This window comes from Terribacillus sp. JSM ZJ617 (assembly GCF_044383785.1).
Taxonomy (GTDB): domain Bacteria; phylum Bacillota; class Bacilli; order Bacillales; family Amphibacillaceae; genus Terribacillus.
In genome coordinates, this window is record NZ_JBISEQ010000001.1 from 841716 (window position 1) to 863826 (window position 22111).

17 protein-coding genes and 1 riboswitch are annotated in these 22111 nt (G+C 44.6%); of the genes, 12 read left to right on the plus strand and 5 right to left on the minus strand.

All coding sequences use genetic code 11. The features are described from left to right. The first annotated feature begins 80 nt into the window (after positions 1–80). The 6 genes from ACH6C1_RS04065 (at position 81) to ACH6C1_RS04090 (ending at position 8448) form a co-directional block, all read left to right on the plus strand. Entirely contained in the window at positions 81–2618 is a 2538-nt protein-coding gene (locus ACH6C1_RS04065) for a winged helix-turn-helix domain-containing protein (protein ID WP_374074827.1), read from the plus strand. Between the two features lie 90 nt (positions 2619–2708). Then, on the plus strand, positions 2709–3107 hold the full coding sequence (gloA2, locus tag ACH6C1_RS04070) for an SMU1112c/YaeR family gloxylase I-like metalloprotein (RefSeq protein ID WP_217973748.1): 399 nt from the start codon (positions 2709–2711) through the stop codon (positions 3105–3107). Continuing rightward, a complete protein-coding gene (locus ACH6C1_RS04075) occupies positions 3104–3799 on the plus strand; it encodes a hypothetical protein (protein WP_374074829.1) in 696 nt (231 codons plus the stop codon). The genes gloA2 and ACH6C1_RS04075 overlap by 4 nt, the downstream gene beginning before the upstream one ends. Before the next feature lie 107 nt (positions 3800–3906). Next, positions 3907–5454: an exopolyphosphatase gene (gene ppx / locus ACH6C1_RS04080; RefSeq protein ID WP_374074831.1), complete on the plus strand. Its 1548-nt coding sequence runs from the start codon at positions 3907–3909 to the stop codon at positions 5452–5454. 84 nt (positions 5455–5538) lie between these two features. Beyond that, positions 5539–7656 carry an RNA degradosome polyphosphate kinase gene (locus ACH6C1_RS04085; RefSeq protein WP_374074833.1) on the plus strand — a complete coding sequence of 706 codons (2118 nt, stop codon included), beginning with the start codon at positions 5539–5541 and terminating at the stop codon, positions 7654–7656. A 129-nt stretch (positions 7657–7785) separates the two neighbouring features. Then, positions 7786–8448, plus strand: a complete 663-nt coding sequence (locus tag ACH6C1_RS04090) for a hypothetical protein (RefSeq protein ID WP_374074835.1) — start codon at positions 7786–7788, stop codon at positions 8446–8448. Here the strand turns inward: ACH6C1_RS04090 and ACH6C1_RS04095 are convergent. The 5 genes from ACH6C1_RS04095 to ACH6C1_RS04115 all read right to left on the minus strand — a co-directional run bounded on the left by ACH6C1_RS04095 (position 8334) and on the right by ACH6C1_RS04115 (position 14963). Beyond that, complete coding sequence (locus ACH6C1_RS04095) at positions 8334–9500, minus strand: hypothetical protein (protein ID WP_374074837.1); 1167 nt, start codon at positions 9498–9500, stop codon at positions 8334–8336. The genes ACH6C1_RS04090 and ACH6C1_RS04095 overlap by 115 nt on opposite strands. After that, entirely contained in the window at positions 9487–10716 is a 1230-nt protein-coding gene (locus tag ACH6C1_RS04100; RefSeq protein WP_374074839.1) for a glycosyltransferase family 2 protein, read from the minus strand. Before ACH6C1_RS04100 ends, ACH6C1_RS04095 begins: the two co-directional genes overlap by 14 nt. After that, positions 10713–11486 (minus strand): hypothetical protein, encoded by a 774-nt coding sequence (locus ACH6C1_RS04105; RefSeq protein WP_374074841.1) that lies wholly within the window; start codon positions 11484–11486, stop codon positions 10713–10715. The genes ACH6C1_RS04100 and ACH6C1_RS04105 overlap by 4 nt, the downstream gene beginning before the upstream one ends. Before the next feature lie 38 nt (positions 11487–11524). After that, positions 11525–11608, minus strand: a riboswitch (cyclic di-GMP riboswitch). Positions 11609–11648: 40 nt separating this feature from the next. Next, positions 11649–13907: a glycosyltransferase family 2 protein gene (locus ACH6C1_RS04110; protein WP_374074844.1), complete on the minus strand. Its 2259-nt coding sequence runs from the start codon at positions 13905–13907 to the stop codon at positions 11649–11651. An 18-nt stretch (positions 13908–13925) separates the two neighbouring features. Further along, complete coding sequence (locus tag ACH6C1_RS04115) at positions 13926–14963, minus strand: endo-1,4-beta-xylanase (RefSeq protein ID WP_374074846.1); 1038 nt, start codon at positions 14961–14963, stop codon at positions 13926–13928. 242 nt (positions 14964–15205) lie between these two features. On the opposite strand from ACH6C1_RS04115, the gene ACH6C1_RS04120 reads away from it, so the two are divergent. The 6 genes from ACH6C1_RS04120 to ACH6C1_RS04145 all read left to right on the plus strand — a co-directional run bounded on the left by ACH6C1_RS04120 (position 15206) and on the right by ACH6C1_RS04145 (position 22102). After that, the gene (locus ACH6C1_RS04120; RefSeq protein ID WP_366247682.1) at positions 15206–16123 is read left to right on the plus strand and encodes a proline dehydrogenase family protein; all 918 of its coding nucleotides are present in this window, start codon (positions 15206–15208) and stop codon (positions 16121–16123) included. 20 nt (positions 16124–16143) lie between these two features. Then, complete coding sequence (pruA, locus tag ACH6C1_RS04125; protein WP_374074849.1) at positions 16144–17691, plus strand: L-glutamate gamma-semialdehyde dehydrogenase; 1548 nt, start codon at positions 16144–16146, stop codon at positions 17689–17691. A 679-nt stretch (positions 17692–18370) separates the two neighbouring features. After that, entirely contained in the window at positions 18371–19378 is a 1008-nt protein-coding gene (locus ACH6C1_RS04130) for a CobW family GTP-binding protein (protein ID WP_374074851.1), read from the plus strand. Positions 19379–19434: 56 nt separating this feature from the next. After that, positions 19435–20637, plus strand: a complete 1203-nt coding sequence (locus tag ACH6C1_RS04135) for a GTP-binding protein (RefSeq protein ID WP_374074853.1) — start codon at positions 19435–19437, stop codon at positions 20635–20637. A gap of 16 nt (positions 20638–20653) precedes the next feature. Next, positions 20654–20923, plus strand: coding sequence for a 30S ribosomal protein S14 (gene rpsN / locus ACH6C1_RS04140; protein ID WP_095224234.1), 270 nt, complete (start codon positions 20654–20656; stop codon positions 20921–20923). 3 nt (positions 20924–20926) lie between these two features. Next, positions 20927–22102 carry a GTP-binding protein gene (locus tag ACH6C1_RS04145; protein WP_374074856.1) on the plus strand — a complete coding sequence of 392 codons (1176 nt, stop codon included), beginning with the start codon at positions 20927–20929 and terminating at the stop codon, positions 22100–22102. The last annotated feature ends 9 nt before the right edge of the window (positions 22103–22111 follow it).

Genomic DNA, 22111 nt, shown 5'->3' on the forward strand with positions numbered 1-22111 from the left:
CAAAAGTGCTAGATTGTACCACCAAATTTCAACAAATTTTGCTATACTAATAGCAACTAAGATGAAAAAGGTTGATGGGGATGCGGGAACATGAAGCTAGCAGGAATGAAACGGCTGAATCTACTTTGAAAGTCGGTCAGATGAGAATAGAACGGATTAAGCCGGACAGTGTCTGGACAAAGATCGAAAAGTGCAAGCTGACGACGTTGACAGCTCCCTCTGGCTACGGCAAGACGACAATGCTCCAGGAGTGGGCCGCACGGACTGATTTGGAAGTAGGCTGGATCAATCTAGAGGAAGAAGATATCCAGCGCGTCGCCTTCTGGAAGAAGGCAATCTTACATATGCCTGGTCTGCCAGATCAGGAACGAAAAAAACTATTGGATATCATCCAATCCGCTTCTTACTCGCCGACACATTTCATTGCGACATGGTGTGCTTATTTGCGTGAGCATCATGTGGCTGGTGCACTGATCATTGATGATTTTCATCTGATGACAAATTCCAATGAACTGTATGAATTGACTTCATTACTAGAAGAAATGCCAGACACTTTCCACATTATAGTATCGGGGCAGGCTTTTCCGGGTCTTTCAATGAAACGGCTGCTGCGGCAGAGGCAAGTACTTCAGATTACGAAGCGGGATCTCATCTTCACAGAAGAAGAGATTGAGACTTATATCCGAAAACATTTGCATAAGGAGCCAACGGAGGCTGCTGTTCAAAATATTCTGCAGCAGACAAATGGGTGGGCTGCCGGACTTCAGCTTATCCACATGTATGAGCAAATCCAGGAGGATTACTCCGAGCTCCAGTTTTCAAATATTGTTGTTGCAAGGCAGCTGATTCAGGAAATCGTCCATAGCCTTCCTGAGAATGAACGGACCTATCTGCTCAGCACTTCTATTTTGAATACGATGCACGTCCGGTTATGTGATTATATTGTAGGCACAAGACGTGGCCGGGTAATCATGCGTCGGCTAAGGACACAAGGATTGCTCATCGAGAGTCAGGAGGAGCCAGGCTGGTTCTCCTATAATAAGCACTTCCGCACATACCTGAAAGAAATGCTCGATATGCAGACAACAGACGTTAATGACTTGTACATCCGGGCTAGCGAATGGTACGAGAACGAAGAAATGCTGCTCATGGCTATCCAATACGCATGGAAAGCAGGAGACCTGGAGCGTGTCAAACAGCTTTTGATCAAAACAGCTCCGCTGCTGCTGGAGGAAGGACGTGTGGACCAGCTGCAGGAATGGATCGGTAAACTGCCGCGAAAGTTTATTTATCAGCTGGAATTAGGGATCATTTATGGCTGGGTGCAATGCCTGCGCTTTCAGCCGAAGCTTGCACAGCGCCATGCATATATGATGGAAGAACAGCTGCTGCGCCGGGAACTACAGCTTTCAGAAGAAGAAGAAAAAAGGCATTTTGCCGATTTGTATACCTTGAAAAGTTTTATTTCCTTACTAGAGGATGATGCCAGGGGGGCAATGGATCATGCTAGCAAGGCATTAGTGTACAGTGCGAACTCTAGCAGATACTTTTCCCATTCGGTTGATTATAATCGTCACGATGCCACTATTCTTCATTCCCCTCTAGGTGGAGGTGGTGATTTACGTGGTGTTCAGCGCTTATATGAAGCTTTGGGACATACAGTTTCGAAAGAGTCTGTGTTCAGCGGCTATTATCACTTGAGCATGGCCGAGCTTTACTACGAATGGGGTATGGCTAGCAAAGTGAAAATCCATCTGGAACAAGCATCGATTATTGCTGACTTGTTTGGACTGCCAGGTCTGCTCGTACCTACATATATTCTAAAAGCACGTCATGAAATCGAACAGCAAGGTGATGCTCAATCAGCCAAAGCTACGCTTCATGCGCTAAAGGATATGCTCACGCGGAGCAATGCTTCAGCAGATTGGTTCAAGAAAGCAGAGGCGGCAAGAATTCGCATCGCAATTCATCAAGGTGATACAAAGCGAATTCAAAATTGGCTTTCTCTTTTCGTTCTTCAAGAGCCTCCAATGCAGCAGAAAAGTCTATTTGAATACATCACACTTGTGTGGGCTTACGCTGCGCTGGGTGAAGCAGAAAAGGCGCAGAGCTATATCCAAAAGCTGCTGCCACTCGTCAAATTCGGTCATCGTCTAAGTGCAGAAATCGAATTGTACATTATTCAAGCGGTGCTGCTGTATCCAACTGAACGTGAGCAAGCATTGCAAGTTATGAGTGATGCACTGCGTCTCAGCGCCGATCATAAATATTTGCGTACGTATTGGAAAAACGGCGATACAGTGCGCGACATGCTGAACGAACTGATGGATACAGAGAAAGTACCGAAGAAGCATCGGAAATACGTTGAACAGATCTTGGCGTACTGGTGGGAAGAGACAACAGAGCAGAAGCTGCAAAACAAGCTGACAAACAGAGAGCTGCAGCTGATCTATCATCTTCAGCTTGGCAAACGGAATAATGAGATAGCGGAGGAGCTGGACTTATCACTTGGTACGGTAAAAGTGTATTTCCATCGAATCTATGAAAAGCTTGGTGTGAAAAATCGCAAGCAGGCAAAGGAATTGGCAGCAGGTCTTGATTTTTCCGACATTTTGTAAAGAAGCAAATGATTTTGTGGAATGGTGCTGAATAGTGGAAGTAATTGTAGTAGAATGGAAGAAATGGAAATGCGGGAAGGAGGCGGCACTGTGCTGCAGGCTTTGCATCATATTGCAATCATTTGCTCGGACTATACAGAATCCAAGCGATTTTATACAGAAATATTAGGCTTACAAGTAATTCGGGAAGTATATCGGGAAGAACGAGATTCCTATAAACTCGATCTTGCTTTGGGAGATACATATATTATCGAATTGTTCTCCTTCCCGAATCCGCCGGCACGGCCTAGTTATCCGGAAGCAGCTGGACTGCGGCATCTTGCTTTCACAGTAGATGATGTCGAAAAGGAAGTAACTCGACTTCAAGCAATGGGTGTGAAGACGGAACCTGTCCGAATTGATCCTTTCACAGAGAAAGCATTTACCTTCTTCCAGGATCCAGACGGATTGCCGATTGAACTGTATGAAGAGGAGGCTGCCGAAAAGTGAAAAAGGAGACGCTGCTGATCGGGACATTCATCCTTTTCCTTGGTATTGCAGTCTCGGCCTTCTTCTATGTCCAGAACAAATCTGTGACAAGCAGTTCCCTTAAGGCGAATGAGCAAAAAGAGCAGTCTTATGCCGCTGAATCAAAGCTGACAGAAGAACCGAAAGAAGTGAAGATCGAGCATATCGATGGAGAGTTTGCCCTCCAGAAAGAAATGATTGCAGTGGAGGAAGAAGAAGCTGCTGAATTAGAGCCTGAAACGGAAGAAGTTCAGACAACGGAAGAACCAGTGGTTACAGAAGATGAAACAGAGTCCGGTTTTAGCTCTGATTCTACTTATCAAGCACCTGGATCAAGCTACACTGCGCCATCAAGCAGCTCATCTGGCAGCAGTTCATCCAGTTACAGTGGAAGCAGCTCCAGCAGGTATAGTGGAGGATCTTCCAGTGGAGGATCATCTAGTGGCTCAGGTGGGGGGGCTTCTTCTGGAGAAACGGATGCAGAGAAAGAGAATGATAGTAATACTGCACCGTCAAAAGAAGAGGATAAACCTGCAGATAAACCGAAACCAAATCCGAAGCCTCCTGCAGCGGAGGAACCGGAAGAGGATCCAGCACCGGAACAAGACTCCGAACAACCGGAAGTCCCTTCAGATGATGCCGATGATAAGGAAGAAATAGAAGCAGTAGGATAAATCAGGACAGTCGCACAATTGTGCGGCTTTTCTTTTAGGGACAATGTTATGCCAGGTCCATTTTGGGTAATATGGAGAGAAAGGATTTCGACGTGAGGGGACTTGTTATGAAGACAAAGTATTATGCCATTATAGATATCGGATCGAATACGATGCGCCTTGTCGTGTATTTGCGTGACAAGAGCGGCAGAATCAAAGAAAAAGAGAATGTGAAGGTTGTCGCGCGTCTGCGAAATTATTTGACTGCTGATGGAGTCCTGGACGAAAAGGGAATCCAGACATTGATTAAAACATTGCACAGCTTCCAGGAAGTGACACGCTTTTATGAGCTGGAGTCCACAACATGTGTGGCAACAGCTACCGTTCGACATGCGAAGAACCAGCAGGAAATAGTAGAACAGGTAGATAAAGAAACAGACTTTACTATCAGGGTCCTATCAGACTATGAAGAAGCGTATCTCGGTTATTTGGCTGTGGCAAACAGTACACCGTTTCGGGATGGTATAACCATCGATATCGGTGGCGGCAGCACGGAGGTGACTTATTTCGAGAATCGCAAGCTGCTATTCTATCATAGTTTTCCATTTGGAGCTTTATCTCTGAAGCGGCAATTTGTAGCAGGAGAGAAGCCGACGGAGGAAGAACTGGAGCATATCCATACATTTGTATGTGAGCAGCTGCAAACATTGGAATGGCTGCCGGATAAACAGCTGCCGATCCTCGCAATTGGCGGAAGTGCTCGGAATGTCGTCCAGATGCACCAGGAAAAAGTCGGTTATCCACTGGCTGGATTGCATCAATATAAGATGAAGAAGCAAGATATCGAAGACATGGAATCAGAGCTTGCTCCGCTCAGCTTTGCCGAGCTGCAGAAGGTGGATGGTCTCTCAAAGGATAGAGCTGATATCATTTTGCCGGCAATACAGGTGTTCCGCTGCTTGCTTGATATTGTAGGAACAACAGATTTTGTTCTCAGCCGAAAAGGATTGCGGGATGGATTGCTGTATGAAGTGCTGCATCGCCGTAATGAAATGACCTTATTCACAGACGTACAGGAACGAAGCTTCGAGGAGCTGGCGAAGGATTTCGAGATTGATCGGACCCATGCACTGCAGCGGCAGAAAACAGCTGTATTGCTGGCGGAGCTAGTGGAGAAAACAGGGCTGGTGGAATTGAATGACCATGATAAGTTTCTCGTGAAGTATGCTGCTTATGTTTATAATGTCGGAGCGTATATTGATACAGAGTCTGGAAATCAGCACACGTTCTACTTGTTGGCGAATCGGACAATCGATGGCTTGCTTCATAAAGATCGAATCATACTGGCATTACTCGCTTCCTTCAAAAATAAATCCTTCTATAATCGTAACGCAGAAGTATTCCAGTCCTGGTTCAAGGAAGAGGAGCTTGCGCATTACCGGCTGCTGGGAGCTATTATCAAACTGGCCAGCAGCTTGCATGCAACGAAGCGGAATATTGTGGCTGACATCGACTTGCAGGAGGATGGAGACGATCTTCTGCTTACTGTATTATGTAACAAAGACTGGCGTGCAGAATGGTATCAAGTGGAAAAACAGAAAAAACATCTGGAAAAACAGCTTAGACGAAATATAGGGCTCGTTTTCCGTGAAGATACTCATTTCCATATAAGTTAAAATTTACAATAACTTCATAATCTCTCTTTTTACTGACTGATATACTAGAAGTGAAGAATACTGTCGAAAAGTGGTGCATGGAAATTGAGAACTGAGGAACAGCTGCGGGTTGATTTGAATAACCCGAAAAATTACAATAACCGAGAGTTGAGCTGGCTTGCATTTAATGAACGAGTGCTGGAGGAAGCGCTTGATGAGCGCAACCCTTTGTTGGAAAGGCTAAAGTTCCTGTCGATTTTCAGTTCCAATCTGGATGAGTTTTTCATGGTGCGCGTGGCTGGTTTAAAGGATCAGGTGAAAGCTGGATTCAACCGGCCTGAAAATAAAGCCGGTATGACACCGAAACAGCAGCTTCAAAAAATTGGAGCAAAGGCGCACCGTCTCGTGGAGACGCAGAACAGTGTATTCCAGGATGTGATTATCCCGGAGTTGAAAGAAGAGAAAGTAGAATTATTGAACATGGAGCAGCTGTCCAGTGCCCAGCTGCTTCGTCTGGAAACGTATTTTGAAGAAGAAATATTCCCTGTACTTACGCCGATGGCAGTCGATGCTTATCGCCCGTTTCCAATGCTTCTGAACAAAAGTCTGAACCTGGCTGTCTCCTTATTGGACGAGCATGAGATGGATGAAGCTGCTCAGCAGAAGACAGCCATCGTGCAGGTGCCGGCTGTTCTGGACCGTTTTATTCAGCTGGAGGATACAAGGGAAGATGAACTCCATTTTGTTCTGCTGGAAGATATCATCAGTCACTATATTTATAAGCTATTCCGCGGATATCAAATAAAATCTGTGACAGTTTTCCGGATAACTCGGAATGCTGACATGACGATTCATGAAGAAGGCGCCCGGGATTTATTGAAGGAAATAGAAAAAGAGCTCAAAAAACGTAAATGGGGAGCAGCTATCCGGCTGGAAATCCCAAAACAAGAGTATGACTACAAAATGATCACCTTCCTGACAGAGACACTGGATATCCATCGGAAGGATGTCTATGAAATTGATGGACCGATCGACATGACGCGAATGATGCAGTTCTACAAGCTCGTTGCAGCAAAACGGGAGCATCTAGTTTATGAGACGCTCATCCCGCAGCCGCCTGCTGAAATCGGAACAGATGAGAATTTATTCGATGCTATCAATGATCGGGATATATTCCTGCATCATCCGTATGAATCGTTCGAGCCTATTGTTGATTTCGTTTCAAAAGCAGCAGATGATCCCGATGTGCTGGCGATTAAGCAAACGCTTTACCGAGTGAGCGGGGATTCGCCTATTATTGATGCGTTAAAGCGTGCAGCAGAAAAAGGGAAACAGGTTACCGTGCTGTTCGAGCTGAAAGCACGCTTTGATGAGGAGAATAATGTGCAATGGGCCAAGGAACTGGAAAAGTCCGGCTGTCACGTTATCTATGGGATGACCCATTTGAAGACGCACAGCAAGATAACACTTGTCGTGCGGAAGAAGCATAACCGAATCGAGCGCTTTGTTCATCTTGGCACAGGGAACTATAATGATCAGACGGCCAAGCTGTATACAGACATGGGGCTGTTTACCTCCAAGCGGAAATTCGGGATTGATGCGACTAACTTTTTCAATTACCTAAGCGGCTATACAGAGAAACCGACCTTCCATCATCTGTCGGTAGCTCCATTTGATATCCGGTCGGATATGATCAGTATGATTGATGAAGAGATTCGCTTACATAAACGGTATGGGAATGGGCGAATTATCATGAAAATGAACTCGATTACCGATAAGCCAATCATTCAGAAGCTATATGAAGCTTCCATCGCCGGTGTCAAGATCGATTTAATCATCCGGGGCATTTGCTGCCTGCGTCCTGGAATCAAGGGTGTGAGCGATAATATACGTGTACGGAGTATTGTCGGCAGATATCTGGAGCATACACGAATCTATTATTTCCATCATAATGGGGAGGAAAAGATACAGCTTTCCTCAGCTGATATGATGACAAGGAATATGGAGAAGCGGGTGGAAATCCTTTTCCCGATATTCGACGGACCTATCAAGCGTCGAATCCGAGACATCCTCGATGTCATGCTAAAGGATAATAGCAAGGCAAGAGAGCAGGATGAAAACGGAGTCTATCATTATGTAACAAGAGGCGATCAGGAAGAGCTGATAGATAGCCAGCTGATATTGTTTAATGAAGCTTATCGTGTGATGGAAGATGAGGAGTGAGGATAGGACGCAATCAGCGTCCTATTTTTTTGCTTTTCGACAGAATCTGCTGGGAATTATTGCTATAATGGACTCTAGCAATCTTAAACTGGAAATTCATTCTAGCAGTCTAGCAGAGGAGTGGAAGCAGTGAAGGCATTTTTTATAACATTAATATGTATTTGTGTACTTGCAATAACAGGTACTGGCATCTACTTCTTCCTATCTCAGGAAGAAAACGATACAGCCAGCGGGAAAGAAAATGAGGCAACGCAGCAAGAACAATTGCCAGCTGAAATGCCGGAAGATAAACAATTGAAGCCAGTAGAGAAAGGAGAAGGGGCGTCCAAGCTGGAGGAACTTTCTGGCGATACAAAGGATTTCCTTTCTACGTTCACATACGAGGTCTATGATGAACAAGTTGCCTATAAGAATGAAGAGCTGATCAAACAAATCATCAGTGACCAGCATGCCTATTTGAATGATCTCACTGGCTGGGGACACATCGATAATGTAGATATCGACTATCTGGCTCAATCAGAGGAATGGCAGCAGCTGCAGAAGGATGTAGAAAGGCTGCGAACGGAAGGCTTTGCTCCATCAGAAGCTGTAAACGATATGTGGAACGCCGAGGCGTTCATGCGAATCGCAACAGACAGCGCGGACCTGAACAGTCTGCGTTATGTGCATCGGATTTTTCATGATATGGACGCAGAAATCAATGGAGCAGAAGTGGATAAGGTATGGGGGGCAACGCGTGCGTTTGGTGCTGAAACGGAGACGCAGGAGCTGTATGCATATATTAAGGGATAAAAAAAGCAGTCAACGACTGCTTTTTGTTCTTTATATAGTGTTGCTGCATAAGAAGCATACATATAATCAAAGAAATGGATATCATTGTAGTTTGGGTCAGCCTGCAAGGGTGATTGTTTCTGCAGCTGGCTATATAGAGTTTCGGACATTTGCTGATCATCTACTGTTAAACTATAAATCAAAGCAAGCGCATATACAGCACTAGATTCATAATTAACTACGGGCTTGCCGGTGTTACGGTCATAACCACCATATAATATACCATTATTTTGCATTTGAGTTTGAACCCAATCATGAAAACTTTTCGGTTTTTCATGTGTACTTTCTGCATACTGAATAGCAATCAAGAATTGATCAATCATATTTACCGTTTCTGCATTTGCTGTGTGGTAGCTATTGTTTTCCGGGTTGTAGATTTCATTGAAAAAAATCTTGTCTGTCAGGCCATCTGACAAGATTTGCTTGTATCTAGGTAATTTGGAAGCTTGCAGCTTCTCCAGCACATCATAATCTATATAACTGAGATGAATCTCGGATGTTCTTTGTTGTGATGACCAATCATAGAAATCAACGATTAAACCATTAACAGTTTGTGTTTTATTCATTGTATCCCATATCTGTCCTGCAAAATTAGTGTAAGAGGAATTATGAAACTGTTCTCCCCCTCTTAGCAGTGTTCTTATTATCCGGTAATCGTCTACTGAAGCATTTGCAGTTACATCTTCTTCAAGCTGCCACTTTAGAAAAATGCCCTCATCGGTATTGACTGTGAAGTTAGATTGAAGCAGGAGAAACTGCTCCTCAAATTCTTGGCTATCTCCGACTATGAGTAAATATTCCATGTATTGCCCGAGGCTTTCAAGAAGGATAGGACTAGTGTCGCGTTCTCCATCTCCATAGCTAGCAATGAAACCTTCTTTGTTCTTGTATTGTTGTTTGACGGTACTAGTAACTGTTTCCTGGTCAACAGAAGAAGAGAAATTTAAAAACAAAAGAAGGCTACAAATCAGCAGCAAAAGTATTTTAGCAACATAACTTTTATGCTGCATCATCCTTAAACCTTTCTGTTTTATCCCACTTAATTGTTTGCTTAGTCAGCCGGCTCCATATATAAGAAAGTCCACTCCGTAAAAGCAGTAACAGGAAGATCTGAGCATAAGTGAAATACATGATTAAGCCGATAAGTACATTAAAGGGGGTAATAGTCCTTTCAAGCACCATTGCACTGACGACCTGAGCAGTATAAACTACATAGCTCATAAACCAGAACAACAGCAAAGGAGATTCAAAATCGGGCAGGTTGACACCTAGTAAGCTTAGAATGAACCATGTATTTGAAAATAGCAGCATTAATACAAATAATAAATAAGTCAAAACATGCTGGAAGCTATGGACAAACGTCTTTCCTTTCCAATAACTCCATTCATGAAACGATTTCTCCAATAGATAGATATTACCTGTCAGCCATCTTGTACGCTGTCTGACAAAGATACTGATTTTCTCTGGTTCCTGTTCCCATGTTCTAGAGTGGTGAACAACAGGTAATTTCCACCCTAAAGCCGTCAGCCTGACAGTAAGTTCTGCATCCTCGGCAAGAGCATACAGGTCATACCCCCCAGCTTCCTGCAGAACACTTCTTCGAAGCAGCATGTTCGTTCCTGCCAGGGAACCTGTTTTAAACATCTTCCATCGACCACTTTGCATTAATAGCTGAAAGACCTGAAATTCGATCGAGATCATTCTAGTCAATACGTTTCGGTCTGCATTGATAGTCTTAACATAACCCACTGCTCCTCCAGCGTCAGGAGTACGTTCTGCAGTGTGAATCAATTCCATCACACTGTCTTCAGCGGGCTGATTATCTGCATCAAAGACAATGAAATAATCAGATGTCGTTACAGATAACCCATAATTAAGTACCCTTGATTTTCCTTTCGGAGACCCAGGAGGGACTTTTAAATAATGTATACGGGAGAAAGTGCTGCTGAATTTTAGAATGATCTCCGCTGTGTCATCTGTAGAGGAATCATCCAAAACATAGACATCCAATGCTCCTGGGTATTTTAGTCGGATCATGGCTTCTAAAGTCTGCTTTATCACGACTCCTTCATTATGTGCAGGAATTAAAACAGCGATAGAGGGATAGGAAGGTAATGTAATTTCTTCTTTCCTTTTCAATCGCTGTAAAACGCCAGCGATTGTAAGAATGGAATAATAGATGAGCAGAATCCAGAAAAAGGCCATAACTGCTACTAGAATAATCTTCATCCTGCTGCTCCTTTGAATGGCTGGGTTATCTCTAAGATAGACTCTATCTCTTCCTCCAGTACAGTTTCACATATGAGAGGAGGATCAATTAGATTAAATTGATTCCGAAGTTTACCCATCAATCTGTCAATTACGATTTGACATCCTGCTTCATTGGTGTTCTGAAGGAAGATAAGGAATTGCTCTTCTTTTACTTGTGTGACTAAGTCGAATTCAGCGCGTATCGAGCTTAAAATTCCCTCACTTACAATGTGGGAAATAGAGCTTGTTGTTTCCAGGACTTTATCAGGAGTAACGATGGAAGCAAAAACATAATAATTTTGTTCATTACGTCGTCTCGTCCCGGTCGAAATCAACTTCACACGACTCTTAAATTCAGTCAAAGTTAGTAATTGGGAAGAACCAGCATATTTTTCAAGTGCTTGAATCTTCTCTTTTAATGCTATATTTTCGTTACGATAGCGTGATGTTATCCCATAGGTAAGCCAAATTAAAACCATGCTAACAGTTACGAGAATATGGCGAAGCAAATAATAAACCTGTTCTGTCAAAGATGCATGCGTGAATAATGCATAGAAAAGTAGAAAGAAACCAAAAGAAAGACTAAGCAAAAGCAACGTGATAAATTGTTTGGCAAAGCTTCCGGCGTGGATGGAAAAAATGGCTAAAAGCAGAATTAAACCATCGGTCAAAGGAATAGAGGACGATGCTGTAAAGGATAATGCCATAAAACTACATAAAAGAAATGTCAACAAGATCCGGAGTTGCATGTAAAACCTACTTTCTTATTCAAAATAAAAAACAACCGCCAATAAAATGGCGGTTGCACTAGTAGCTCTTCTTTACCCAAGTGCCCACATACAGATAAAGAGTCGAAGCTTCATTTTCTATTGTCATAATATATCATTTATTGTATAGATGTCCATATTTATTTACCCAGTATTCGATTCAGCTGTCTCTGTCAGGAATCGCAAACCTGCTAAATATTTTCGTCCGCGTTTTTGCACCCATTGGACACGTACATCACTTTCGCGGAAGCTGTTGTGATTGGCGTGCAGACGCAGTACTTGACCTGGTTTAATCGGCTTCTTCAGTTCGATTTGGCATCCGCTCAGACTGTAATCAATAAGCGTGGTTTCTATTTTACCAGTATCTGCAAAATAGAGGACGCCAGGAACCGAGATTGTTTCCCTGATGCTTTGCCGCTCGGATTGTTTTGGTTCGGCTTGTGTTTGACGGAAGAAGCGGGAAACTGCATGCAATAGTGTTGAATTTACATATTCCCTGCTAGTATATATGTCTGGTGCATCGACGAACAGGAGTTTGATAAGGGCACGGTACTGTTCCTGCGTGACATCCTGGAAGGATACGCCTGCATAATAGCTTTTTCCTTGCTGGGAAACCCAATGCTTGTGAAGCTTCAAGCCTTGTAGCGGACCTGAGGAAAGCGTCAGCGGACTTCCGGCTGACAGCAGATGGGCTGCTTTTGCATCAGGCAGTTCCAGCCTTGCGCCATATTCGCTTAAGTCAATGATTCGTATGGAATGCTTCTTCTCATCAAGACTATTCACAAGCTCTGCTTCCAGCGTCACATCAAAGCGCTCTGCTTCTCGGAAGCGCGGCCGTTCCACCGAAATGATCAAAGCCATGACAAGTGCGACAGCATTGTATAGCACCCAGAAAATATTGATATAGAGCATTTCGACATTATCGTAAATCTGTATAGGGGTAAACAAATCTATTCCGATCATAATCATACTAGCAATGCTCATCGCAAGCAGAACTACATATGGTGTGCTTGTCCGCCAGAGAAAATGCCGGCGATTATTCACTATTCCTTTGCGGGTAACATTGAATTTGATCGATTTTCGGAAGAATAGTTCCGTTAGAACAGATACAGCCATGTAAGGGGCGAGTGCCACCTCATAAATGTGACTCCAAATCGTCGTCCGTTTGTTATCTGCCATGCGGCGGAACGCGAGCTGTGACGATAGGAACGCCGGCAGCCAGAACAGCAATAGAGTCGAGAAATCGGTTTGCAGACTATAGATGGAGAACAGCAGGAACAGCAATGGTGCCAGTAAATACACCATCTTATAGATTCCGAAGAACCAATAATGAATTCCATCCATGTACAGCAAGCGCTGCATGAAGCTCAAACCTTTGATTGTGAGCGGATTCCATTTTCGGATGACTTGGATATTGCCTCGGCACCAGCGGTCGCGCTGCTTTAGAAGGTCAGCGTACGTTTCAGGGGATAAGCCAACAGCTAATGCTTCATTCACAAAGACCGTTTTTTGCCCATTTGTCTGGAGAAGCATACCTGTTGCCATATCCTCGGTTATGACGCCCGTTGCGAAACCCCCGATTTCCTCTAATGCACTTCGGCGGAACAAAGCATTGCTTCCGACATACATCGTCGCATTGAAGCGATCCTTTCCTTCCTCCAAACGGCGCATGAAGAAGTCTTGTTCATTCGTAATATTATCCTCGAAGAACAGATTGTACTGGAATGCGTCTGCATTATAGAATACTTGCGGTGCCTGGACGAATGAGACTTTGTTATCGGTAAAGTAGCCAAGCGTGCGTTCAAGGAAATTGGCGCGCGGTACCATATCAGCATCCATCGTGACGATGATCTCGCCGTCTGTTTTTGTCATTGCATGGTTCAGATTCCCGGCTTTTTGATGCTTATTATCCGGTCGATCTAAATAGTAAGCACCCATGGATTCAGTCAATTGCCGGATGTCTGCACGTCTTCCATCATCACAGACATAGACCTTGAGCTTGTCCTGCGGATAAGTCATCATTTGGCACGCTGCAATCGTCCGCTTTAGAAGATCTGCTGGTTCATTGTAAGTGGCAATATATACATCGACTGTCGGCAGTTCCTTGAATTCCGAAAGCGGAATGGTTTTCCGCCTGAACGGCTTCCAGGAGAGGATGGTGAAAACGACGGATTGTAAAAATCCAGCCCATTCCGTCACCAGCAGCAGGATTCCGACTATCAGACTGAGTATTCCTACTGTCGGCAATGTGAATGCAGTCCGCCAAATCAAGTAGACAAGGTTGATACCAAGAAAGGCAGCCAGCAGCAAATACTTAGCAGCTAGATGTTTCCGGGCCAACCCATAAAGAACGAGCAGAATGACTGTGGAAGCGATTAGCCAAATAATTTCTGAAGTTTGCATGATGTATCACTTCCTTGCTTAGAATAATAGTTTTCGTTTCAATGTGTTATAAGCCTTCTTCGGCTGCCCGTTTTCATCGAAGAGGAGCGGTTTGCCATGTGGAGCTTCCTGCTCGGTAACCCAGCTATGATTATCGGATATGCCCCAGACAGTGAATTCCCCGCAGGCTGGTGTATCCAGACACACTTCCATCACATCTCCGTACCGCTCAGCTTGGACATTCTTTGCATCCCCATTGTTGAGATTTTGCAGCTTTACGTCCATTTCTGTCACAGCAATTTCAAAGCCTGCATCTTCTATACGGGTGAACCATTCCTGGATGCGATCCTTGGAAAAGCGGGGGTCAGCGGCATCTACATGCGTTTGCATACCGATACCGTCAATTGGGATACCTTCTTGTTTCCAATTGCTCAAAGCTTCCAGCATCGCTTCTGATTTAGCGTTGGACATTTCATTACCATAGTCATTGTAATACAGCTTAGCATCTGGATTGGCCTCACGAGCCCACTGGAAGGCGAGGGGAATATAATCAGGTCCAATCGTGCGGAGCCAAATCGTATCCCGTAAGGTACCATCATCATTCCACGCTTCGTTGACAACATCAAACGTGTCGATGCGGCCTTGATAATGAGTGACAATTTCTTGGATATGGGTTTTGAGCACTTGCTCTGCGGAAGCGCGATCTACAGCCTGTTGAGATACCCATGCGGGCAGCGCTTCACCCCAAACAAGTACATGTCCCCGGAGTTTGATATCGTGCTCTTCTGCCATAAGCACCATCTCATCTACTTTAACAAAATTGAAGGCTCCTTGCTCTGGCTGCATGGCATCCATTTTCATTTCGTTCTCGATTGTCCAGCTGGAGAATTCTGTGGTAGCCAGTTTCTGATATGTATCATCCTCCAGCAGGGCATCATAGCGAATCGAAGAGCCTATAAGCAGACCATCGTCTTGAGCAAGCTTACGCAGTGGTTGTCTCTCCATCAAATACCCTCCAATGGCAATTCCAATAATGAGGATTGCTCCCCCGATCCAAATCCATTTACGCTTTTTCACAAGAAGTCCTCCATTATTAATATAGTAGTTATCGGATGGGGTCGGCAGTTATGTACCTTTTTCCAAAAGTATCCTGCAGTAAACCAGCCAAACCTAAAATGTAACTTTCCTCATAAGATATTTTTGTGTATTTTACACAAAAACGCTAAAATTGTTTGTCTTTTCTGCATATTGAAAGCCCTTCAATAGATTTCTACAATAAAGGTATAGCACATGTGCAAGTGGATTGGGAGGTGTCACAGTTGGAAGCTTTATCTCGCAATTTTTTCTTGTATTTATCAAAAAATCAGCCGTTGAACAAATTGGCTAATTTATATGGCATTCGAATGGTCAAAGGAAAAATCGTCGGAGGTGTGTCCTTCGATCAAGCAGTACCATTCATCCAGAAGTTGAATCAAACGGGGATGAGTGTGACAGTAGATCATCTTGGTGAATACGTGGCTGACCCGCAAACAGCTGTAGAACGAGCAGGCGAGGCAGTCGCAGCTCTGGAGATGATTAAAGCGGCGAATCTGGATGCGCAAGTTTCCTTGAAATTGACGTCACTGGGACTTGATATCAGTGAAGAGCTTGTCCGTTTGAATCTACGCCGAATCCTGACGGCTGCCGATCGTCTGGATGTGATGGTGACGATTGATATGGAGGATTCGGAACGCTGTCAAAAGACTCTGGAGTTGTTCCAAGAACTGAAAGCTGAGTTTCAAAATGTGAGTACCGTCATCCAGGCGTATCTTTATCGCAGCAGTGATGATCTGGACAGGATGCAGCATCTGCAGCCGTTCATTCGTTTAGTCAAGGGAGCGTATAAAGAACCGAAATCCGTTGCTTTCCCTGAAAAAAGGGATGTAGATGCCAACTATCGCAAGCTAATTGCTAAACAGCTGGACAGCGGCAGTTATACTGCGATTGCAACACATGATGATCGGATGGTTTCCTTTGCTAAACATTATGCCTTGGAAAAAGGGATAGGGAAAGACAAATTTGAGTTTCAAATGCTGTATGGCATGCGGCAGCAGCTGCAGCAGGAGCTGGTCAAGCAAGGATATAAAGTCAGGATCTACTTGCCTTATGGGGATGATTGGTATGGCTACTTCATGCGCAGACTGGCTGAGCGGCCGGCGAATATTGCATTCGCATTCAAAGGTATGACACAAAAATAAAAGAAAAGGAGCGATTGATCATGACGACACCTTATAAACATGAACCGTTCACCGATTTTACAGAGGAAAAAGAACAGCAGGCTTTCCATAAAGCGCTGGAGCAGGTACAGAAGGTGATGGGAGAATCGTACCCGCTTGTGATTGACGGTGAAAAAGTGACGACCGATGAGAAAATCGTCTCTATCAATCCGGCGAATAAAGAAGAAGTAGTCGGTGAGGTTTCCAAAGCATCACAGGAGCATGCGGAGCGTGCTATCGAGGCAGCAGCGACAGCTTTTGAAACATGGCGTTACACGAAGCCGGAGGAACGCGCCCATATTTTGATGCGTGCAGCAGCAATTGTCCGCCGCAAAAAGCATTATTTCTCTGCGCTACTCGTGAAGGAAGCAGGAAAACCATGGAAGGAAGCGGATGCGGATACAGCAGAAGCAATTGATTTCATGGAATATTATGCACGGCAAATGATGGAGCTTGCTCCTGGTAAAGCCGTCATGTCTCGTGAAGGTGAAGCGAACCACTACATTTACACAGCGACAGGCGTTACAGTAGTCATTTCACCTTGGAACTTCTTGTTCGCCATCATGGCTGGAACGACTGTTGCTCCATTAGTGACAGGCAACACGGTAGTTCTTAAACCAGCAAGTGCAACTCCTGTCATCGCGGCTCAGTTCGTTGAAGTGCTCGAGGAAGCTGGTGTACCAAAAGGTGTCATCAACTTTGTACCAGGAAGCGGCGCTGAAGTGGGTGATTATCTGGTAGAGCACCCCAAAACAAGCATCATTACGTTCACTGGCTCACGCGATGTCGGTACACGTATTTTCGAAAAAGCAGCCAAGGTACAGCCAGGACAGCAACATCTGAAACGCGTCATTGCAGAGATGGGCGGGAAGGATACGATCGTTGTTGATGAAGATGCTGATATCGAGCTTGCAGCAGATGCGATCGCAGTTTCCGCTTTCGGCTTTGCCGGACAAAAGTGCTCGGCTGGATCTCGTGCTGTTGTGCATGAGAAGGTATATGACGCAGTCCTTCAGCGAGTAATTGAAATCACAGAATCCCGCATCACAGCAGCACCAGAAAGTGCAGATGTGTACATGGGACCTGTCATCGATCAAGCTTCCTTCGATAAGATTACCGAGTATATCGAAGTCGGCAAAACAGAAGGCAAGCTCGTAAGCGGCGGTTCCAGCGATGACAGCAAAGGCTTCTTCATTCAGCCGACCATTTTCTCTGAACTGTCTCCGACATCCCGTATCATGCAGGAAGAAATCTTCGGACCAGTCCTTGGCTTCTCGAAAGTATCCAGCTTCGAGGAAGCAATCGACGTCGCCAACAACACAGAGTATGGTCTCACAGGCGCAGTCATTACGAAAAACAGAGCCCACATCGAATATGCGAAAGAACGATTCCACGTCGGCAACCTGTACTTCAACCGCAACTGCACCGGCGCCATCGTAGGCTACCACCCATTCGGCGGCTTCAAAATGTCAGGAACCGACTCCAAAGCCGGCGGACCAGATTATCTGCAGCTGCATATGTTGGCGAAGACTGTAAGTGAGATGTATTAAGAAAAGTGGAAGAAATCGTTTAGAAACGGAGGAATAAGTGTGGGAGCCCGGAGTAAGGTGTTTTCCCTTACGCAGGGATTCAACGCTTATGCCGTAGTTTCTGATTTCTGGAACTAGACAACACCGAAAAGCGGAAAAGACCGCTTAGAAACGAAGGAATAAGCGAGAAAGCCCGGAGTAAGGCGTTCTTTCCTGACGCAGGGTTTTAGCGCTTATCCTTACGTTTCTGGTTTCTGTAGCTGGACAGCTCCTCCGCCAAGCAAAACTCGTCCATAAAACGAAGAAAAGCGTGCCCTCACAGGCACGCTTTTTATATATGGAGAAATAAAAAAGAAGGAAGATAGAGGAGAGGGGGATTAGCCGTCTAACTCTTCTTCGTTCTCTGGGTCACTCAATCTTGTTAGCCAGTCTCTGAACTCAGCATCATCTTTGCAATGAATTACCTTTGGTGTTTCGTCTAGTTTGTTAAGCATGTTACATCTCTCCTTTTAGGTGTTTCAACCAGATTATACCCGATGCAGGATATATTGAAACCAATTTTACAGACTCTTCATCAATCTAACAAACACTTTGTAAAGTTATCTCCCGGACAATTTTTAGGATACAGACTTTACAAGCTGTTGAACATCATGTATGATTTAAATCGTAACAATTACGAATTGGGTTTGAGAGGTGTATCATGTCTAACACAACAAACAAAATTCCTGTCACGATTTTGACGGGATTTCTTGGAGCAGGAAAGACGACGTTATTGAACCGAATTCTTCGTGATGTACGAAGCAGTAATACGGCCGTTATCATCAATGAATTTGGTGAAACAGGAATCGATGGAAAGTTTATCGAGGAGACGAAGGAAGAGATAGTTGAAATAAATAATGGCTGTATCTGCTGCAATGTACGCGGTGATTTGATTAGAATACTCAAAGACATGCTCGTTCGTGCGCATAAAGAGGGAACCGAGCTTCAGCGTGTGATCATTGAGACGACTGGTTTGGCAAATCCCGCGCCTGTTATTCAGACTTTCCTGATGGACGATGTTATGCGGTATTGGTTTGAACTGGATAGTGTGTGTACAGTCGTGGACGCTTTACATACCAACAGACAATTAGATGCTCATGCAGTTGCTAGAGAGCAAATTGCTTTTGCAGATAAAATTATCATAAATAAACAGGATCTTGTATCAGAAGAAGAGCTGAACCTATTATCTACACGCATACAGGGAATGAATCCGGAAGCGGAACTTTTCTTCACTCAAAACAGTCAAGTTCCATTATTTAAACTGCTGGATGTATTCAGTTTTTCGCTGGATCAGAAATTAAGTGTTCGTCCTGATATGCTGGATCATCATCACCATCATCATGATGACATTCAAGCAATCGTACTGAAGGATAAGCGGCAAATCGACTCGAAGCGCTTAGATATGTGGTTCTCTTATTTGGTTCAAGTAAAAGGAGAGAGCTTATTCCGCTATAAAGGAATTCTGCATGTGAAAGGGCTGAGCAAGCGAGTGCTGTTCCAAGGTGTTCATATGTTGTTTGCAAGTACTGCTGACAGAGAGTGGAAGCAAGGAGAAGACAAGCAGAATGAACTTGTTTTTATAGGAAGAGATCTGGATGAAGAAGAACTGCGGATAGGTTTTGCTTATTGTCTTGGTGATACTGACGATTTTCTTACAATGGGCGCGTAAATCTAAAAAAATTTCGTCATTTTTAAATCGTAACAATTACAATTAGGAGAGATGAAATGAAAAAGAAAATACCTGTAACAGTTTTAAGTGGGTATCTGGGAGCAGGGAAAACAACGCTGCTCAATCATATTCTGCACAACCGGGAGGGCTTGAAGGTTGCGGTCATTGTCAATGACATGAGCGAAATCAACATTGATGCTGGACTGGTAGAAAACGAAGGTACCTTATCACGAGTAGATGAACAGTTGGTTGAAATGTCGAATGGCTGTATTTGCTGCACACTGCGGGATGATCTGCTGGTTGAAGTGGAGAAGCTGGCGAAGAACGGCAGCTTTGATTATATCCTCATTGAATCAAGCGGTATTAGTGAGCCGGTACCAGTAGCTCAGACGTTTACGTATATCGATGAGCAGCTGAATATTAATCTGTCAGACTTCACTACTCTAGACACGATGGTGACGGTAGTAGATGCGAACCGGTTTTGGCATGACTTCGGTTCTGGCGAGAGTTTGCTGGATCGGCAGCAAGAGGTTGCTGAGAATGATGAACGAGAAATTGCCGACCTGTTGCTTGATCAGATTGAATTTTGTAATGTGCTAATTCTTAATAAGTGTGATCTTGTGGAAGAAAAGGCTTTGCATGAATTGAAACATGTACTGCGGCTATTACAGCCGGAGGCAAAAATCATTGAAGCAACACACGGAAAAGTGAATCCAAAGGAAATTCTGTCCACTCAATCGTTTGACTTTGAGAAAGTCAGCTCTTCTGCTGGCTGGCTGAAGGAATTGGAGAATGGACCAGAGCAGCATACACCTGAAACAGAAGAATATGGCATCGGCTCGTTCACGTATGTCCGGCAGCATCCTTTTCATTCAGAACGCTTTATGCAGTTCGTAGAAACAATGCCGGAAAATATTATCCGCTCCAAAGGAATAACCTGGTGTGCGACGCGTAATCAGTATGCTTTGCTTCTATCGCAAGCTGGTCCGGCAGCGAATATCGAGCCGGTATCTTATTGGGTTGCTTCCTTGGATGAGGAACGACAGCAGTTCATTAGACGGGAAAATCCGTCCATCAATCAAGATTGGCATCCCGACTATGGCGACAGAAAAACACAGCTTGTGTTCATCGGAACAGACTTGGATCAGCAAGCAATAACAGAGGAATTGGACAGCTGCCTGCTGACAGAATCAGAGCTTGCAGGCGATTGGTCACAGCTGCCAGATCCATTTCGCTGGAACATCCAGACGGCTCAATAAATAGGAGGAAGTAATAATGGCAAAAAAATCGAAAATAGCAAAAGAGAAAAAAAGACAGGAACTCGTGATGAAGTATGCAGAACTGCGAAGGGAACTGAAGGAAAAGGGAGATTACGAAGCATTACAGAAGCTGCCCCGTGATTCTTCGCCGACTCGATTGAAAAACCGCTGTGAAATAACCGGACGCCCGCGCGGTTATATGCGGCAATTCGGCATGAGCCGGATTAAATTCCGCGAGTATGCTCATAAAGGGCAAGTACCTGGTGTGCGGAAAGCGAGCTGGTAAGCGGTGGATCGAAGAATACCAGTGACCGTCTTGAGCGGTTACCTTGGAGCGGGTAAGACAACGCTTCTCAATCATCTGCTTGCCAATAAGCAGCAGCTGAAAATAGGTGTGCTCGTGAATGATATGAGTGAAATTAATATTGATGCCCATTTGGTCGAGCAGGGCGGATTGAAGCGCACCGATGAGAAGCTGATCCAGCTTGAAAATGGCTGTATCTGCTGTACGCTCCGAGAAGATTTGATAATCGAAATTGACAAGCTGGCTGACTTGGACATCGACTATATCATTGTAGAATCAACAGGGATATCCGAGCCAATTCCGGTAGCGCAAAGCTTTACGTATCAAGAAGATGTACTCGGAATTGACTTGTCTGCCAAATGCCGGCTGGATTCGATGGTAACGGTCGTGGATGCAGGGAGCTTTTGGCATGATTATCAATCTGGAGAGTCCTTATTGGATCGGCAGCAGCAGGCAGTAGAAGAAGACGAACGAGAGATTTCTGATTTACTGCTCGACCAAATCGAATTCGCGGATGTGATTTTGCTTAATAAAGCAGATCAGCTGGATAAGGATGAACTGCAGCGGCTATACAGCTTGATGCATACACTGAATCCAGAAGCGAATATCCATCAAACGGAGTTTGGAAAAGTAGATCCGAGTCTTGTGTTGGATACAAAGGAATTTTCATTTGAGAAAGCCAGTCAATCTGCTGGCTGGATCAAGGAATTAAACAGTGAGCATATACCAGAAACAGAGGAGTATGGAATCTCTTCATTTGTCTATCGAAGACAACGGCCGTTCCATCCGGATCGTTGGATGAAGTGGCTGGAGAATTGGCCGAGCGATGTTGTGCGGGCGAAGGGCTTTTTCTGGCTTGCATCCCGCCCGGATACAAGCGGTTTATTGTCACAGGCGGGACGGTCGCTGGCAATCGAAGCTGCGGGACCGTGGCTAAGCACATATCCGCCAGATGAACAGGAAGCTCTCCGAGCCGAGGACAAAGAACTGGATGCTAGATGGCACCCCATTTATGGAGACAGAATGACGGAGCTGGTTTTTATCGGGATTGGCATAGATAAGGAAGGTATAAGCAGGGATCTGGATTCGTGTCTGCTGACAGATGAGGAAATGCAGCAGGATAGTGCTGTATTTTCTGATCCGCTGCCAGCTTTTGTATAGAAAAAACCC

Excerpts from the sequence above, each read along its gene's own strand:
- ACH6C1_RS04135 (WP_374074853.1), top strand. The coding sequence starts at position 19,435 with ATGAAAAAGAAAATACCTGTAACAGTTTTAAGTGGGTATCTGGGAGCA.
- pruA (WP_374074849.1), top strand. The coding sequence starts at position 16,144 with ATGACGACACCTTATAAACATGAACCGTTCACCGATTTTACAGAGGAA.
- ACH6C1_RS04130 (WP_374074851.1), top strand. The coding sequence starts at position 18,371 with ATGTCTAACACAACAAACAAAATTCCTGTCACGATTTTGACGGGATTT.
- ppx (WP_374074831.1), top strand. The coding sequence starts at position 3,907 with ATGAAGACAAAGTATTATGCCATTATAGATATCGGATCGAATACGATG.
- ACH6C1_RS04100 (WP_374074839.1), bottom strand. The coding sequence starts at position 10,716 with ATGAAGATTATTCTAGTAGCAGTTATGGCCTTTTTCTGGATTCTGCTC.
- ACH6C1_RS04065 (WP_374074827.1), top strand. The coding sequence starts at position 81 with ATGCGGGAACATGAAGCTAGCAGGAATGAAACGGCTGAATCTACTTTG.
- ACH6C1_RS04105 (WP_374074841.1), bottom strand. The coding sequence starts at position 11,486 with ATGCAACTCCGGATCTTGTTGACATTTCTTTTATGTAGTTTTATGGCA.
- rpsN (WP_095224234.1), top strand. The coding sequence starts at position 20,654 with ATGGCAAAAAAATCGAAAATAGCAAAAGAGAAAAAAAGACAGGAACTC.
- ACH6C1_RS04110 (WP_374074844.1), bottom strand. The coding sequence starts at position 13,907 with ATGCAAACTTCAGAAATTATTTGGCTAATCGCTTCCACAGTCATTCTG.
- ACH6C1_RS04095 (WP_374074837.1), bottom strand. The coding sequence starts at position 9,500 with ATGATGCAGCATAAAAGTTATGTTGCTAAAATACTTTTGCTGCTGATT.